At 36.0% G+C, this 16,487-nt stretch carries 14 protein-coding genes; 3 read left to right on the forward strand and 11 right to left on the reverse strand.

Translation table 11 applies throughout. The features are described from left to right. Nucleotides 1-202: 202 nt before the first annotated feature. Nucleotides 203-2,128 carry a heavy metal translocating P-type ATPase gene (locus Y7E_RS0125455; protein WP_017154027.1) on the forward strand — a complete coding sequence of 642 codons (1,926 nt, stop codon included), beginning with the start codon at nt 203-205 and terminating at the stop codon, nt 2,126-2,128. 306 nt (nt 2,129-2,434) lie between these two features. Here Y7E_RS0125455 and Y7E_RS0125465 read toward each other — a convergent pair whose 3' ends face one another. Genes Y7E_RS0125465 through Y7E_RS0125475 form a run of 3 tightly spaced genes read right to left on the reverse strand, consistent with a single transcriptional unit; the run spans nt 2,435 to nt 4,341 of the window. Next, nucleotides 2,435-3,301: a YihY/virulence factor BrkB family protein gene (locus Y7E_RS0125465; protein ID WP_017154029.1), complete on the reverse strand. Its 867-nt coding sequence runs from the start codon at nt 3,299-3,301 to the stop codon at nt 2,435-2,437. A 6-nt stretch (nt 3,302-3,307) separates the two neighbouring features. Then, complete coding sequence (locus Y7E_RS0125470; protein WP_017154030.1) at nt 3,308-3,823, reverse strand: DUF4075 domain-containing protein; 516 nt, start codon at nt 3,821-3,823, stop codon at nt 3,308-3,310. 53 nt (nt 3,824-3,876) lie between these two features. Next, the gene (locus Y7E_RS0125475) at nt 3,877-4,341 is read right to left on the reverse strand and encodes a low molecular weight protein-tyrosine-phosphatase (RefSeq protein ID WP_017154031.1); all 465 of its coding nucleotides are present in this window, start codon (nt 4,339-4,341) and stop codon (nt 3,877-3,879) included. 171 nt (nt 4,342-4,512) lie between these two features. Here Y7E_RS0125475 and Y7E_RS0125480 point away from each other — a divergent pair, with 171 nt between their 5' ends. Beyond that, nucleotides 4,513-4,737: a DUF1128 domain-containing protein gene (locus Y7E_RS0125480; RefSeq protein ID WP_017154032.1), complete on the forward strand. Its 225-nt coding sequence runs from the start codon at nt 4,513-4,515 to the stop codon at nt 4,735-4,737. A gap of 178 nt (nt 4,738-4,915) precedes the next feature. Then, nucleotides 4,916-7,582 carry a cation-translocating P-type ATPase gene (locus tag Y7E_RS0125485; protein ID WP_017154033.1) on the forward strand — a complete coding sequence of 889 codons (2,667 nt, stop codon included), beginning with the start codon at nt 4,916-4,918 and terminating at the stop codon, nt 7,580-7,582. Nucleotides 7,583-7,619: 37 nt separating this feature from the next. Here the strand turns inward: Y7E_RS0125485 and Y7E_RS0125490 are convergent, their stop codons facing one another. The 8 genes from Y7E_RS0125490 to Y7E_RS0125525 form a co-directional block, all read right to left on the reverse strand. Beyond that, nucleotides 7,620-8,705, reverse strand: coding sequence for a toxic anion resistance protein (locus Y7E_RS0125490; protein WP_017154034.1), 1,086 nt, complete (start codon nt 8,703-8,705; stop codon nt 7,620-7,622). Between the two features lie 18 nt (nt 8,706-8,723). After that, complete coding sequence (locus Y7E_RS0125495) at nt 8,724-10,355, reverse strand: YceG family protein (protein ID WP_017154035.1); 1,632 nt, start codon at nt 10,353-10,355, stop codon at nt 8,724-8,726. 116 nt (nt 10,356-10,471) lie between these two features. After that, on the reverse strand, nt 10,472-11,263 hold the full coding sequence (locus Y7E_RS0125500) for a TerC family protein (RefSeq protein WP_017154036.1): 792 nt from the start codon (nt 11,261-11,263) through the stop codon (nt 10,472-10,474). Nucleotides 11,264-11,334: 71 nt separating this feature from the next. Then, nucleotides 11,335-11,913 carry a TerD family protein gene (locus tag Y7E_RS0125505; protein ID WP_017154037.1) on the reverse strand — a complete coding sequence of 193 codons (579 nt, stop codon included), beginning with the start codon at nt 11,911-11,913 and terminating at the stop codon, nt 11,335-11,337. Between the two features lie 189 nt (nt 11,914-12,102). Continuing rightward, nucleotides 12,103-12,687 (reverse strand): TerD family protein, encoded by a 585-nt coding sequence (locus Y7E_RS0125510; RefSeq protein ID WP_017154038.1) that lies wholly within the window; start codon nt 12,685-12,687, stop codon nt 12,103-12,105. A gap of 24 nt (nt 12,688-12,711) precedes the next feature. Then, a complete protein-coding gene (locus tag Y7E_RS0125515) occupies nt 12,712-13,308 on the reverse strand; it encodes a TerD family protein (RefSeq protein ID WP_017154039.1) in 597 nt (198 codons plus the stop codon). Nucleotides 13,309-13,436: 128 nt separating this feature from the next. Then, entirely contained in the window at nt 13,437-14,315 is an 879-nt protein-coding gene (locus Y7E_RS0125520) for an ROK family protein (protein WP_017154040.1), read from the reverse strand. Between the two features lie 69 nt (nt 14,316-14,384). Then, nucleotides 14,385-16,487 (reverse strand): SH3 domain-containing protein (locus Y7E_RS0125525; RefSeq protein ID WP_193352126.1); only part of this gene is annotated, 2,103 nt, incomplete at its 5' end.

Here is a 16,487-nt window from a genome sequence, read left to right on the forward strand (position 1 = left end):
GTTTTTCAATTTTTCATATAAGCAAAAACATATCATCAAGGAAAAACATATGATATAATATAGAATAATTACAAGATAATAACTGATAAAATTAGTTTCAACTGAAATGCTGCTATCCATATGGATGGCAGCTTTCGTCGTTTTATAGGGGTTTCGATTTTGATTCTTTTTCTCAATAAGAAATTGAAAGGAGCGAGTAATAATGAACTCAGAAGCAAAAACATTACCATCAAAAAAGAATGTATCTATTCCATCTTGGATTCAAACATTGAAAAAGCACTATGAGCTTATCTTTGCTATTGCATCTGGTATTTTTATTTTTGCTGGTTGGTTGCTAACAAAAAATGAAGCAGTCACTACTGGAATTACGTTTTATCTCCTCGCATATATCATTGGAGGATATGCAAAAGCAAAAGAGGGCATCGAAGATACAATCGCGGAAAAGGAATTAAACGTTGAAATGCTGATGCTCTTTGCTGCGATTGGTGCCGCTATTATTGGTTACTGGGCAGAAGGGGCTATCTTAATCTTTATCTTTGCACTAAGTGGTGCAATGGAATCTTACACACTGAGCAAAAGCCAAAAAGAAATTTCAGCACTACTTGATTTACAGCCTGAGGAAGCCTTGCGCATTTCTCATGGAGCAGAAGAACGTATTCCAGTAGGTCAGTTAGAAATTGATGACATCATTTTAATTAAGCCAGGTGAACGCGTACCTGCCGATGGTACAATTCATAACGGTGAAACGAATATTGATGAAGCTGCAATCACTGGGGAGCCTATCCCGAATGAGAAAAAATTGGGTGATGAAGTATTCGCTGGAACTGTAAACTTACGCGGAGCTATTGAAGTTAAAATTACAAAAAGAAGCGATCAAACATTGTTCCAAAAAATTATTCGTCTCGTTCAAAACGCACAAAGTGAAAAATCACCATCGCAACTTTTTATCGAAAAATTTGAAGGAACATATGTAAAAGGTGTGCTTATCGTCGTTGCTCTAATGATGTTTGTTCCTCATTTCATACTAGATTGGAGCTGGAACGAAACATTTTATCGCGCTATGATTTTACTCGTTGTCGCTTCTCCGTGTGCGCTCGTTGCATCGATTACACCAGCGACATTATCTGCTATTTCTAACGGCGCGCGAAGCGGGATTTTATTTAAAGGTGGTATTCATTTAGAACGCCTTGCCTCAGTGAAGGCAATTGCCTTTGATAAAACAGGAACATTAACGCAAGGAAAACCGACTGTAACAGATGTTTACGTACGTGATGGAATAACAGAAAAAGATGTACTATATATTACAGCTTCTATTGAAAGTCATTCCACACATCCACTCGCAGAAGCTATCGTCAAGTACGCAAAACATGCATATGACATTACATTAACAAAGCCAGAAAGTGTAGAAGATGTCAGTGGATTTGGCTTAAGAGGGATTTTAGAAAATACAGCTTATAAGATTGGAAAGGCCGATTTTATTGGCGAAGAAACAAAAACTTTTCATAATGGTATCGCTACTACGCTTGAACAAGAAGGAAAAACTGTTGTCTATATAAGTAATGAAGAAGGAATTCTTGGTCTTATTGCTTTAAAAGATACGTTGCGCCAAGAAACAATTGCTGCTATTCGTGATTTACAAAGCATTGGTGTTGAAGCCATCATGATTACTGGTGATAACGAACAGACAGCTAAAGCAATTGCGACTGAAAGCAACATCAAAGAGTACTACGCATCATGTTTACCAGAAATAAAAGTAGAAACGGTGAAACAACTAAAAGAAAAATACGGTACAGTGGCAATGGTTGGCGACGGTATTAACGATGCTCCTGCGCTCGCTACAGCAAGTATTGGTGTTGCTATGGGAGAAGGAACAGACGTTGCCTTAGAAACAGCAGATGTGGTTCTAATGAAAAATGAACTCTCTCGATTAGCTCAAGCTATTCGTTTATCAAAACGAATGAACCGCATTGTAAAACAAAATGTGATTTTTTCATTAGCAGTAATCACAATGCTCATTTGCTCCAACTTCCTACAATTTTTAGCTCTTCCATTTGGTGTTATCGGTCACGAAGGAAGTACAATCCTTGTTATTTTAAATGGATTACGGTTACTAAAAGGAAATAAGTAAACGGGTTCCTAAGTAGGGAACCCGTTTTTTTATATCCAACTCGAGCGGCTAGAATATTCGGTGGCTTCGCGTCTTCCGACGAGGTAAAAAACGCCTCTACGTCAGAAGCTCCATCCCCCCTCACATTCTAAACGAGCCGCTTGCGCTTTTAATGGTAGCCATTATGTCCATTTGCACTGCTACTCGTTTTATGTTTCGGATGCGAGCTACTATTTTTTTTACCTTGGTTTTTATTATTGTGATTTTTTTTATTGTTGCTCATTTTTAATCCCCTCCTGTTCCTTTATAGTATGGAACAAAAACTCATTATTCATTACGGGAATTATTGTCACCTGTCCGGTAAAAATTTAGTAATGCATTAATTTCTCCACCAAGCAAGATGACCCAAGCCGTTAAATAGAACCATAACATTAAAATGATAATACCACCAAGACCGCCGTATGTATTCGCATAATTTGCAAATTTGTCTACGTAATATGCAAATGAGTACGATACCACAATCCACCCAATCGTTGCAAATAGTGCTCCTGATATAACTTCTCTTCTCTTTAACTTTCGATCCGGTGCAAACGTATATAAAAAGCTAAATAAAGCAAATAACACTAAAAAACTGGCTACTAATCGTATAATACTCCATACAAAAGAAAAGCTCTCCGATAAACCGAGTGCTTTAAAAACTGCTGCTCCAATTACTTGTCCAAACACAGGAACAATTAATGCAAACACAATCATAAAAATTATTGCTAAAGTAAACACAATAGACAAAGCCCTCGTTGCAATAAAAGAGCGTGTCTCCTTTACATCATACGCACGATTAAAGGCATTCATAACTGCATTTACTCCGTTCGAAGCGAACCATAACATCGATAATAAACCAAATGATAATAAACCACTGTTTTGTTCATTTACAACTTTATCTACATTCACTTCAATTAAATTCATTGCATCGTCAGGTACATAAACTTCTAATAAACCTAGTACATCCTCTGTTTGAATAGGGATGAATCCAAGAAGCGTAATTAAAAAAACAAGTCCAGGAAAAATGGCAAGCAAGAAGAAATAAGCGAGCTGTGCTGCTAAACCCGCTACGTCATCTCGCATCGTTCGGTCATATAAATCTTTCCCAAACGAATAGACACGATTTCCCCTTGCTTTCTCTAGAATCTTTTTCATATTTCTCTAAACGCTTTTCTTCTCTTCTTTATCTTGCTTTAATTCAATATACGCTTCCGTTTTTTTTTCTTCTGCATTAGGTTCCTTCATAAATAACTCACGTGCTTCTTTCATGCCACCATCTTCAGCTACTACCGACTCTTCCTCGGCTTTTAATTCCTGAGCTTTTGGAGCTACAGCCTGAATCTCAATTGTTTCCATTTTTTCTTCTGGTTCAACTTTTTTCTTACTAAAAATCTCTTTCGTTTCCTTTAGCGTTTCGACAACAGATGGTGTTAATTTTTTGATTTCTGCTACCTTTGCCTTCATAACATTAAAATCTGCAAGTTCGCGTCCTTTATCTGTAACAGTTTGCACTTTTTCTTTTATCTTTGCATTCTCGCCAATTTCAATCATTTTTGATTTTGCTTTTTCTGCTGTATTTTTCACTTTCTCACGATTTTCTTTCTTAAGCATGGAAACAGCTACACCTGCTGCTACCCCAATCGCAATGTTTCGAGCTATATTATTCTTCTTTGCCATATTCCTTCACCCTTTCATTTCTTATGTTAGAAAGTATCTCTTTCTAATCTTTCTCAGATTCCTTGCTCATTTCGAATGAATGCTAATAATTTTGCACACCCTTCTGTTACAAGGTCATATACTTCTTGAAAGTTCCCTGTAAAATAAGGGTCAGGAACATCCGTCCAGCCACCGTCTGGAACAAAATCGGACAGTCTACCAATATAGCCTCCAGTTTTACCTAAACTTTCTAAATCTGCTATATTCTTGTTGTCCATGGCAATAATATAATCAAACTTTGTTAAGTCTTCTTTTTCTACTTGACGTGCTTTAATTCCTTCAAAAGAGACTTCATTTTCTTTTAAAATTTTTTGTGTTCCTTCATGAGGCTGATGGCCAATATGCCAATCTCCTGTCCCTGCAGAGTCAATATGAATTTTATCCTCTATTCCCTCTCGCACAACAAGATTACGAAAAATTGCTTCTGCCATCGGAGAACGACAAATATTTCCAAGACAAACAAATAATACTTGAACCATATGTGTTTCTTCCCTTCTGGGTGCATTTCTTATATATACATATAGTATAAACAACCAATTATTAATTATAAAGGAAATTCCTACTAACTTAATATGATTGAAAAGTTTCATTAACGAAAATGATAAAAAATGTTAAGATATCCTTATGTTATTTCAAAGGGGGACACTTCGGTGGATTTATCCGTAAAATCGCAAGAAAATGTTGAATATATGGTAGAAGCTATTAAAGAAAAGTTACGCATGGTAAACGCTGGTGCAATGCGTGCTGAAAGCTTTAACGAAGAAATGTATGAGGATTTACGTGACATTTACGATCATGTAATGAAACGTGAAACATTTAGTATTAGTGAAATGCAAGCTATTACAGAGGAATTAGGTACATTAATTAAAAAATGATAAAAAAGTTCCTTGTACAAAGGGACTTTTTTAATTCTAACAAATTCATGACATCCTTTCACTTTTCTACATCTATTTTCCAAATGCTGTACAATAAAAAGAGAACTTCACCATAGACCTCACACCCAATACTCTCCACATTACCATTGCTAACTGTGTTTATCGGAGGTGCTTATCGATGAGCAATTGGTACATTAAAACGAAAGATCAAACAATACTTGCACTTGAAACAAATGAACAACATGGTTTAACAGAAGAAATGGCGCAAAGTCGGCTAAAAAAATATGGTCGAAATGAGCTCACTACAAAACGAAAACGGACTTTGTGGCAACGTATTTTTGCCCAAATTAATGATGTCCTCGTCTATGTTCTTTTAATTGCTGCTCTTATTTCTGCCTTTGTAGGTGAATGGGCCGATGCTAGCATTATTGCTCTCGTTGTTGTTTTAAACGCTGTAATCGGTGTCATTCAAGAATCGAAAGCAGAACAAGCTTTAGAAGCATTAAAAAAGATGGCAACACCAAAAGCAATTGTAAAACGGGATGGTGAACTAAAAGAAATTCCATCAGAAGATGTTGTTCCAGGGGATATCGTTATGCTCGATGCAGGACGGTATATTCCTTGCGACTTACGCCTTATTGAGACTGCAAATTTAAAAATTGAGGAATCTGCTTTAACAGGTGAATCTGTTCCTGTTGATAAAGACTCACTTTATCATCCTTCACTTCAAAATGAAGAACAAATCCCACTAGGTGATCAAAAAAATATGGCCTTTATGTCCACTCTTGTTACGTACGGACGAGGCGTTGGCGTTGCTGTTGAAACGGGAATGAAATCACAAATTGGAAAAATTGCTACTCTCTTGCATGAAGCTGACGATGATGCAACACCACTTCAAAAAAGTTTAGCGCAAGTCGGAAAATATTTAGGCTTTGTAGCTGTAGCAATCTGTATCATTATGTTCTTCATCGGATATTTCCAAGGCCGAGACACTTTAGAAATGTTTATGACTGCCATTAGCTTAGCGGTTGCTGCGATTCCAGAAGGATTACCAGCAATTGTTTCCATTGTTCTCGCAATTGGTGTACAACGTATGATTAAACAAAACGTCATCATTCGTAAACTTCCAGCCGTCGAAGCACTTGGTTCTGTTACGATTATTTGTTCAGATAAAACTGGTACATTAACACAAAATAAAATGACAGTTACTCACTTCTATAGTGATCGTACATACGACAAATTAGAGAATTTAAACGTAAATAATAACGCTCAGCGCTTATTATTAGAAAATATGATTCTATGTAACGACGCATCTTATACAACTGAATCACAGACTGGCGATCCAACAGAAATTGCCCTTCTTGTTGCCGGCAGCACCTTTGGCTTTCAAAAAGATGCTTTAGAAGTTCAACATAGACGTGTGAACGAATTACCATTTGACTCTGAACGCAAAATGATGTCAACACTGCATGAATACAATGAAAACTATTACAATATGACAAAAGGAGCAATTGATAAACTCTTACCTCACTGTACCCATATCTTTATAAATGGTAGGGCGGAGATATTAACCGAAGCAGATAAAGAACAAATATTTGAAGCTGCTCAAATGATGTCCCAAAAAGCTTTGCGTGTACTATCATTTGCTTTTAAACAGCATGATACACAAAGCATTGCCAACGATCACATGGAAGAGAGTCTTATATTCATAGGGCTTGTCGGTATGATTGATCCACCACGAACAGAAGTAAAAGCATCTATTGCTGAATGTAAAAACGCAGGAATTCGTACCGTTATGATTACAGGAGATCATAAAGATACCGCTTTTGCCATTGCAAAAGAACTTGGTATTGCTGAAAAAGAATCCGAAGTCATGATTGGAACTGAATTAGATCTTATTTCAGATGAAAATCTAGCAAATGAAATCAATCATTTAAATGTCTTTGCTCGCGTCTCTCCAGAGCATAAAGTAAAAATTGTTAAAGCATTGCGTGCAAAAGGAAATATCGTTTCCATGACTGGGGATGGTGTAAATGATGCACCATCTTTAAAACAAGCAGATATTGGCGTCGCAATGGGCATCACGGGAACGGATGTCGCTAAAGGGGCAGCTGATATGGTTTTAACAGATGATAACTTCTCATCCATTGTCAAAGCTGTTGAAGAAGGAAGAAATATTTATCGCAACATTAAAAAATCAATTCTTTTCCTACTCTCTTGTAACTTTGGAGAGATTATTGCACTCTTCTTAGCTATTCTACTCGGCTGGGCTACCCCGCTTCGTCCGATTCACATTTTGTGGGTGAATTTAATTACAGATACACTCCCAGCTCTATCACTAGGTGTCGATCCAGAAGAACCAGATGTGATGAAAGAAAAACCGCGTCATGCAAAAGAGAGTTTATTCAGTGGTAGTGTTCCTTTCCTTATCCTAAACGGAGTTGTAATTGGACTCATTACTTTAATCGCCTTTATTGTTGGCGCAAAACTCTATACCGGAGATACAAATATCTTCCCGCTCTTCCCATCTCAAATTGATGATGATGCTTTATTACATGCCCAAACCATGGCGTTTGTCGTACTCAGCTTTTCACAGCTCGTTCATTCTTTAAACTTACGGTCTCATACGAAATCAATTTTCTCAATTGGGATATTTACAAATAAATACTTAGTTTTCTCTCTACTTATCGGTGTACTTATGCAAATATGTATTATCTCAATTCCACCGATTGCTAATATATTTGGGGTACATGCCTTAACATTAAAAGATTGGGGATTTGTTGTATTACTAAGTATTATTCCTCTTGTTGTAAATGAGATTATAAAAGTGTTTAAGAAAAATTAAAAGGCAATGAGTACTCTCCTCATTGCCTTTTTTTACATTATCCTTGCAATTCTTTTTTTATATTCTCTGTAAGTTCTGCCATACGTTTGCGGCTTTCTTCACGTTCGCGTTTGTTTTGCTCTTCAATTTGCTGTGTTTCTTGCATACCTCTTGAAATAATATTCCATGTTTCTTCAAGTGTTTCCATTTTAATACTGGAAGAACCAGAAAGTCTTGCTACCTCTACACTTTGCGTTGCAATGTTTTGTGCATTTTTCTTAAGTAGCTCATTTGTACGACGGTCAAGCTCAGCCATAGAATCAGCAACAAGCTTTTGACGTTTTGCGTTCACAGCTTGAATAATTCCATTTTTAAAAATAGGAATTGTTGTAATAAACGCTGTATTAATTTTACCAATTAATTTGTTATTACCACGCTGAATCATGCGAATTTGTGGTGCCGTTAATAACGCAACCATACGAGCCTTCTCTAAATCATCAATGCGTTGCTCTAAAATTTCAACAGAGTTTCTCAAAGATTCTAATTCAATACCTGCTAATTGATCATTGTTGCGAACGCGTTCTTCATACATTGGAACTAACTCTGTATTTAAACGCTCCAGTAACATTTCTCCTGCTACTACATATTTTTCTAAGTCTAAATAATATTTTAAGTTTTGTTCATATAAGCCATCTAACGTACCAATTGATTTTTTCATTTCATCTTGGTATTTCGTAATTTCCACGTACACTTTATCCATTTCACGGCCCATCGTTTGATACTTACTAAAGATTTGTTCAATCATTTTATCTGCTTTTTTAAACATACGAGAGAAAAATCCACTTTTCTCTTCTGCGAAATCTTTACTATCAAATTTGTCCATAATCTTACCAAGTTGCTTTAGTAATTCACCGGAATCCTCTATCTTGGATAAAGACATAGTATGTAAAATTTGATCTGCAAAACGAGAAATTTCCATAGAAGGTTCTTTTCCAAGTTCAATTAATTCCAATTGATTTTTAATATCAACAGCATTATAAATACGTTGAACTTCAGCATCTTGTCTCAGTTGCAAGCGAACATCTTGTGCTGTTTGCTCATTTAATTCGGTTTTCGGATCTAATACAATAGGATTGTTATTCATATATTATTCTCTCCTTCTTTATAAAAATGGACGGAATAGCCCTTTTATTGTTTGAGATAAGTTCTTATAGGCCGATGGACCATGAAATTCAAGATCAAAATTCACTTCTTCAAGCCAATGCGAATCGAATGCTCCTGCTTCAATATACGGTTCAATATCATTTCTTCCTGTCGGATTGAAGTGCAGTACATCAATTCCGATTTGATTTAAGAACAACAGCAAGACGGCATCAGAACGAGTTAATTCTCCGCTTTTCTCATTATTAAATATAACAATTTTTGGTACTTCTTGCGAATAATCAAATTTCTCAAGTAGCTCTAAAATATGAGGTGGAATTTGCGAAAGCTGCGCAAAAACATACAGGGCTACATCCTGCTTTGTTTCTTTTCCCACTGGTTTACAAAGTTCACTTTCACACGTATGAATAATCGCTTCTGCAATCCCATGCTGCAGTCCTTCCGGTAAACGCTTATGTGGCCACCAATGACTATTCATAATTTGATCGGGATGCAGATTTCCAGCACGGTCTAATGCATCTCGATAATGGAATTGGAAGTTTGCTTTTTGTTCTTTTGTAAATGGAAATGTATTAATTAACAGGCTGTTATCAAATGACGTTACTGTCTTCAACCTTTGAAAGTACTCTTTGTCATTTTTTGAAACACCTGATACTTTCGCAAATAAAGCTGGAATATAAATATGTTTATTTTCCACAAAGAATGTTGGTCGAACAAATGCCTTTTCTTTCGTAATTAAAAATAGTTCATCATATGTTGTTTTCAGTGTACGCGCTACAGGTGTATATGCGCGGAATTGCCACGGTTTGTATAATAAAGAATTGTCATGGTGGAGTACTTGTTCAATTTCTTTGGATGCTTGGTAAGCTACCGTTGCGACGCGTTCCCGGCGTCGATCTGGAAATGGCTCTAGTGAAATACGACCTGGATATGAAATAACAAAAGTCTTTTCTTCATCATCAACACTTTCAAAGCCATCTTTTCCTTCTGGATGATAATATAAAACATCACACCCGAGCATAATAAGGAAATATAAGAAATATATGCGACTCTCCTTCGCATCCCCGTACCAAACGATGCGAGGCATTTGTTTCTTATAATTAATTGTCGAAAACCATTTCGCTACGTAATTTTCGCTTAATTTAATGATGTCAATTAAGAAACGTCGAAAGCCTTCTGTTTTTAATGATTGATTATGTTGTTTCTCGTACAATTTCAATACAGAGATAAATGTTGTATGTATATAGTGTTGTAAATCTGGATTATCAACTTTAGGCAACAACTGTTTTCCTGATAAATGTGCAACAAGACGATTTACAGTAAGGCCATTTGGTGCTTCCTGATGCAGTGTGAATACTTCTTGAATATGACGGAGCTTCTCAGAATCGATCACCTTATTCAAATTTTGTTCGTGTAGTACATGAATCCCTTTCGCTTCACTATAATCAAATAGTTCATTAAAATATTCATCTACATCGTTTGGAACACCAAGAATACGACAAGCTATATAGCTAAATTTCATCTCATTCTCTGTTAATTCATACTGCGAGCGCTTTTCTAAAATCATTTCAAATTGTTTTAAATCAGCTTCTTCTTTTAATGCATGTGGATGAAGTGTAAAACGCGAAAACACGACAGTTCACCTCCAAAAAACATTTACTTTTAAAAAAATAATATCTTATCTCTTTATTATAAACTATTTTAAGTTATAAAAAATGGGCGCTCGTATAACGAGCTAACCCATTTCAATTATTTATCTTCTTTCTTAGTAGCCGCAATTTCTTCTCTGGCTTGTCCAGATTTTTTCATATAATGCACAACAAATGTCGCTCCGAATGCAACAACTAAAATAATAAAGAATACTGTATGGCTAATGTGAATATCAATTACCGATAACATCATTTTTGTTGCAATGATTAAAATTAAAATATATGCTGTCGTTTCAAGCTCTGGAATACGTTCTAGTAATCTTAAAAATACACCAGCAATACCGCGCATCATTAAAATACCAAGCATTCCACCTAATAGTAGAATCCAAACTTCATTGGAAACACCAAATGCTGCAAGAACGCTGTCTACTGAAAAGGCAATATCCATTAATTCAACCATGACAACTGTTCCCCAGAAAACACCAAATATTCTAAAGAGGACGCTGTTTTGATTCATACCATGAGCTTCTTCTTCTTCATTTGCACCTTTTTTCTTATCAATGAAGTACTTCACTGATAACCAAGCAAGGTAAAGTGCACCAAGTACTTTAACCCACCATAGTTTAATTAAGAACATCCCGATTCCAATCGCAATAAAGCGGAATACATATGCACCAATTAATCCATAAAATAATGCTTTTTTGCGTTTTTCCTCTGGTAAATGTTTTACCATTACCGCTAATACAAGTGCGTTATCAGCAGATAATAAACCTTCGAGTACAACAAGTGTACCGATTAACCCCCATGATACTGGATCTTGCAACACCTTAATCCACATGTCCAAATCGAAAAATTGGGCATACGTATCAAGAATGCCTTGTAAAATGCTCATCTTACTGTTGTCCCCTATTCTTTGCTAGATTTATAGAAAGGCGAAAAAAGGAAACGAAATTCGTTTCCCTCTTATGCATCCAAGCCATACGCTCTTACAAGCGCACCTAAACCGCCTTGGAATCCGCTTCCTACTGCATTAAACTTCCACTGTCCATTATGACGGTATAATTCACAAAAGACAACTGCTGTTTCAATGGAGAAATCTTCCCCTAAATCAAAACGAAGAACTTCTTCATTTGTCTCTTCATTTGCTAGACGAGCAAATGCATTTGCAACTTGTCCGAAGTTTTGATTACGTCCTTCTGCATCATAAATTGTAACTGTAATTGCAATTTTGTGCACATCTGCTGGAACTTTAGTTAAATCCACAACAAGTTGCTCATCATCGCCTTCACCTTCACCTGTACGGTTATCACCTGTATGTAAAACCGATCCACAAGGAGACTGTAAGTTGTTGTAGAAAATGAAATCTGCTTCTTTTGTACATTTTCCATTCGCATCTAATAAGAAGGCAGATGCATCTAAATCATAGTCAGATCCACCGTCATATGACTTAATGTCCCATCCAAGACCGATAACTGCCTTTGTAAGACCTGGGCTTGTCTTACCTAGATCAATTTTCTGTCCTTTTTGTAATTGAATAACCATCTATATTCACCTCTTATACTATAATTCTAAAAATATATACATGAGTAAAGCACATGTTCAATCATATATAAATCCATTTTGATTTTTCGACATATAAGTCGCTGCTACGAAAAACAAAAGATACTCTCGTCCGCCTAAAAAGAAAGCTTTTATGTCGTTTTTTCAATTTGTATTTATATATTTTTCTTATTACTCTACCTCTAAACCAAAGTTGTTACATAAAGCACCTAATCCACCTTGGAATCCACTTCCGATTGCATTAAACTTCCATTCACCAGCATGACGATATAATTCACCGACTACTACTGCTGTTTCAATAGAGAAGTCTTCTCCTAAATCGTAACGAATTAACTCTGCATTCTTCTCTTCATCTAAAATACGTACGAAAGAGTTGGATACTTGTCCAAAGTTTTGGCTACGGTTTTCACCATCATAAATTGTAATTGTAAAACAAATACGCTCAATATGTGCTGGAACATTCTTCAAGTCCACTTTAATTGTTTCATCATCGCCTTCACCTTCACCAGTACGATTATCTCCTAAATGCTCTACAGAACCGTTTGCACCCTTTGGATTATTATAGAAAACAAAATCTTCTTGACCTGATACTTTACCGTTTGCACCTACTAAGAAAATACTTACGTCTAAATCGAAATCATTTTGTCCATCATAGCGATTTGTATCCCAGCCAAGACCTACAAGAACGTTAGAAAGACCTGGATTTGTTTTTGTTAAATCTACTTTTTGTCCTTTTTTTAACGAGATAGCTGCCATATATTATTCCTCCTATAAATTGTATTACTGATAACGTGATACAATTCCACTTAAATTCTTATCTTGTGTACCTTCTCCAACTGCAGAAAACTTCCAATCGTTACCGTGACGATACATTTCTCCTGCAATTAATGTTGTTTTCCCGCCGTAATTTTCCGATAAATTATAACGTGCTAATTCTTCACGCGTCTGCGGATTTTGAATACGAATATAGGCATTCTGAATCATGCCAAAATCTTGACGACGGTTGACACAATCATAAATATTTACGACAAATACTAAACGATTAATACGGCTCGGAACCTTATGCAATTCTACGAAGATCGTTTCGTCATCGCCAGCACCTTCACCTGTTAAATTATCACCTGAATGAATAATGCTTCCACAAGCAGATAGCTTATTTCCAAAATAAACGAGATCATTTTTATTTAAAAAACGATCCTTTTCTAGCATAACCACAGATGCATCACAATCAACGCTTGGTTTGCTTCCAAATAACGAAGATAAAAATCCACCTGATTGTCCAATTGGATCCCATCCTAAGCCAACCTGTAATTTTGTTACTCCTGGTTGTCCCTTCGTTAAATCAATCTTCTGTCCTTTTTCTAAAATAATAGGCATGAAGTTTCTTCCTTTCTACAAGATATTTTCCAAATGGGAAAATATTGTATTCTTCCTCTATATTGTAGCATTATTTGTCGATTGAGAAAAAGAATAAATTTTCAATTATATGAAAACATCTGTGTCATTTATTCATAGCGATGTAATAAGTGGTAAATTGAACCAATCATCCCTGCATGATTGCCATTTTGCGCAAGACTAATCTCACATGTATTATAAATTTCCTGATGCAAATATTTCTGTACTTCTTCTTTCACTTCATCTAAAAATTTAGTACCTCTCGCCGTAATACCACCACCAATAATAATCGTTTGTGGATTAAAAATATACGCAAGATTACTAATTCCAATCGCTAAGTGTTTAAAGAATACTTGAACTGCTTCTATAACTTCTTTATCCTTCTTATCATATAATTCAAAAATCGTTTTTCCATTCCAATTTCCATCACCTTTATATTGCTTTACAAGACGAATTAATCCTGAAATAGATGCAATCTCTTCAAATGGCTTTCCTTCTATTAATATATTTCCCCATTCGCCTGCACTAAATGAATGCCCTCTGTATAATTCCTCGTTAATAACAATAGCTCCACCAATTCCTGTTCCAATTGTAAGGATAATAAAGTTGTTCTTTTGGCTTCCAACACCTTTCCATCTCTCTCCTAATGCCGCACAATTCACATCATTTTCAATCGCAATAGGAACTTTCAGCGCAGTTTGTAATCTATCAACAATAGGAATGCCAGCATAGCGTGGAATATGGTCCACGCCGCCAATTATTATTCCTTTGTTTATATCAACAATGCCTGCTGTACTTATACCAACACCAGAAATGGCACGTTGATTCATTAAATCTTGAGACAAACAAATCAGCTTTTGAACAATTTGTTCGCCTCCTAAATATGCCTCTGTTTGAACAACTTGATGTTCTAACAATACCCCTGATTCTGAAACAATCCCGCATTTAATCTGTGTACCACCAATATCAAATGCAATATATTTTTTCATCCTGTCACTTCCTTCTAACAGTATGATCCTGTTTTGCTAAATTGATAAAATGCAAGATTCCCCTCTACTTTAATAAGAGTTTACTAGCTTCACTGATTCTGTCTTCACATAAACACTATTATACGCTTTATTATCTGAAACGATTTCATAATATGCCCCTTGCGGCGTGTGCATCGTATTTTTAATCGCCACCATTATATTTCGAGATGTGGAACCATTTTGATTTCCAGCTAAATTTTTATACACTGCTGAACCTGTTTTCAATGTTCCAAGTTGGTATTTATTTAAATCTTTACTTCCGTTCATTGCATCAATTCTATACATAAGTGACGCAATTTGTTGTCCCCAGTTTTCATCACTTGCATACATAACGTTCATACCTTGCGCTTTATCGCCTAAGTTTCCACCATTATATGTGTTTCCACTTGGTGTTAAGTAATATTTGTCGATGTACGCTGCACAAAAGTCAATGCCTTCTTCCCATGTTTTAAATCCAGTTGCTCCGTTATACGGATCTGAGTCTACTGCTCTAAATCCAAATAAATTTTTCTTATCTTGTGCAATGCGACTTGTTCCCCAACCAGACTCTAAAATTGCATGTGATAATAAATACCCAGCATTCATCTTATACTTCTCTGCCGCACTTACAAAATATTTCCCTAATCCAATAAGAGGACTATTAGCATTAGATTTACGTAAGAAATTATCAATCTCTTCTCCTGTATACGTAGAAGTTACGCGCAGTGGCACATACTCAAAGTATTGATAACTATCTTTCCCACCAATTTGTGTTTTATCGAATGCCTCATAGCGTTCGCCTTCTTTTAAATGCTTTGGCGCATTTCCAATTTGATACGTTGCATATTTACCAATAGAAGAATTATACACATAATGATACAACTTTCCATTTTTCACTGAATAATACGAAGTTGTCGCCCCTGTCATTGTCGGATGTAATGTTACATCATTTATATTCACGTATCCTGTCATTCCATCAATTTTCACATGTATACGATTACCTACAGCTTTTATAAATTTTAAGTCTGCTCCACCTTTTACATATGTAAGCTTCTTCCCTGTTGCAATATCATAAATGTTAATAACACCATTCGCCCGAACAAATCCTTGCTTCATATTCACAACTTTACCACCGCTTGTAATATAAGCATCTTCTTTCATATGTTGCATAATTTGCTCAGCTTCCACTTCATTTGGCTTTTGAATTTTTTGAGATGAAGTAACAATTTCATATGAAGAAGAACCTTGTTTCATTTTTAAGAATTGTAATGAGACATAGCCTTCACCGCCACTAAACCGCACTTTTGCCCAGCCATTCTCTTTCGCAACTATCGTAACCGTATCTCCATTTTTCAAATGACCAATGATTGCAGTTCCTGTAGATGAACCTTTACGAACATTTAATAAAGAAGCATTTACAACTGCTCGTTCTTCTATAACTTCTCCAGGAACAGTTGGATTTGTAGAATCCATTCCAATTTGAACAAACTCTAGTGAGATATAACCTTCGTTTCCTTTATAATTAATCTTCGCCCAGCCATTTGCTTTTCCTAGAATCGTTACCTTTTCTCCTTTTTTTAAGTTTCCAAGTATCGCACTGCTTGTATTCGCTTGGCTTCTCACTCGCAAACTTGTTGCGTTTATTGTTCCACTTTCTTGTACGCCATTTGTAATGTTACCCGGCTTTCCTTCTTGCTTTCCGCCTTCTAATTTCACAAACTCTAGTGAGATATAACCTTCATTTCCTTTATAACTAATCTTCGCCCAGCCATTTGCTTTTCCTAAGATTGTTACTTTCTCGCCATTTTTCAAACTTCCTAGAATTGCACTACTTGCGTTTGCTTGGCTTCTTACTCGTAGACTTGTTGCGTTTATTGTTCCACTTTCTTGTACGCCATTTGTAATGTTACCCGGCTTTTCTTCTTGCTTTCCGCCTTCTAATTTCACAAACTCTAGTGATATGTATCCTTCATTTCCTTTATAACTAATCTTCGCCCAGCCATTTGCTTTTCCTAAGATTGTTACTTTCTCGCCATTTTTCAAACTTCCTAGAATTGCACTACTTGCGTTTGCTTGGCTTCTTACTCGTAGACTTGTTGCGTTTATTGTTCCCGTTTCTTGTACGCCATTTGTAATGTTACCCGGCTTTTCTTC

This window comes from Bacillus bingmayongensis, assembly GCF_000299035.1.
Classification (GTDB): domain Bacteria; phylum Bacillota; class Bacilli; order Bacillales; family Bacillaceae_G; genus Bacillus_A; species Bacillus_A bingmayongensis.

Bases quoted from the DNA above. Each gene is read 5' to 3' on its own strand.
- Y7E_RS0125455 (WP_017154027.1), top strand. From the start codon at position 203: ATGAACTCAGAAGCAAAAACATTACCATCAAAAAAGAATGTATCTATT.
- Y7E_RS0125465 (WP_017154029.1), bottom strand. From the start codon at position 3,301: ATGAAAAAGATTCTAGAGAAAGCAAGGGGAAATCGTGTCTATTCGTTT.
- Y7E_RS0125470 (WP_017154030.1), bottom strand. From the start codon at position 3,823: ATGGCAAAGAAGAATAATATAGCTCGAAACATTGCGATTGGGGTAGCA.
- Y7E_RS0125475 (WP_017154031.1), bottom strand. From the start codon at position 4,341: ATGGTTCAAGTATTATTTGTTTGTCTTGGAAATATTTGTCGTTCTCCG.
- Y7E_RS0125485 (WP_017154033.1), top strand. From the start codon at position 4,916: ATGAGCAATTGGTACATTAAAACGAAAGATCAAACAATACTTGCACTT.
- Y7E_RS0125490 (WP_017154034.1), bottom strand. From the start codon at position 8,705: ATGAATAACAATCCTATTGTATTAGATCCGAAAACCGAATTAAATGAG.
- Y7E_RS0125500 (WP_017154036.1), bottom strand. From the start codon at position 11,263: ATGAGCATTTTACAAGGCATTCTTGATACGTATGCCCAATTTTTCGAT.
- Y7E_RS0125505 (WP_017154037.1), bottom strand. From the start codon at position 11,913: ATGGTTATTCAATTACAAAAAGGACAGAAAATTGATCTAGGTAAGACA.
- Y7E_RS0125510 (WP_017154038.1), bottom strand. From the start codon at position 12,687: ATGGCAGCTATCTCGTTAAAAAAAGGACAAAAAGTAGATTTAACAAAA.
- Y7E_RS0125515 (WP_017154039.1), bottom strand. From the start codon at position 13,308: ATGCCTATTATTTTAGAAAAAGGACAGAAGATTGATTTAACGAAGGGA.
- Y7E_RS0125520 (WP_017154040.1), bottom strand. From the start codon at position 14,315: ATGAAAAAATATATTGCATTTGATATTGGTGGTACACAGATTAAATGC.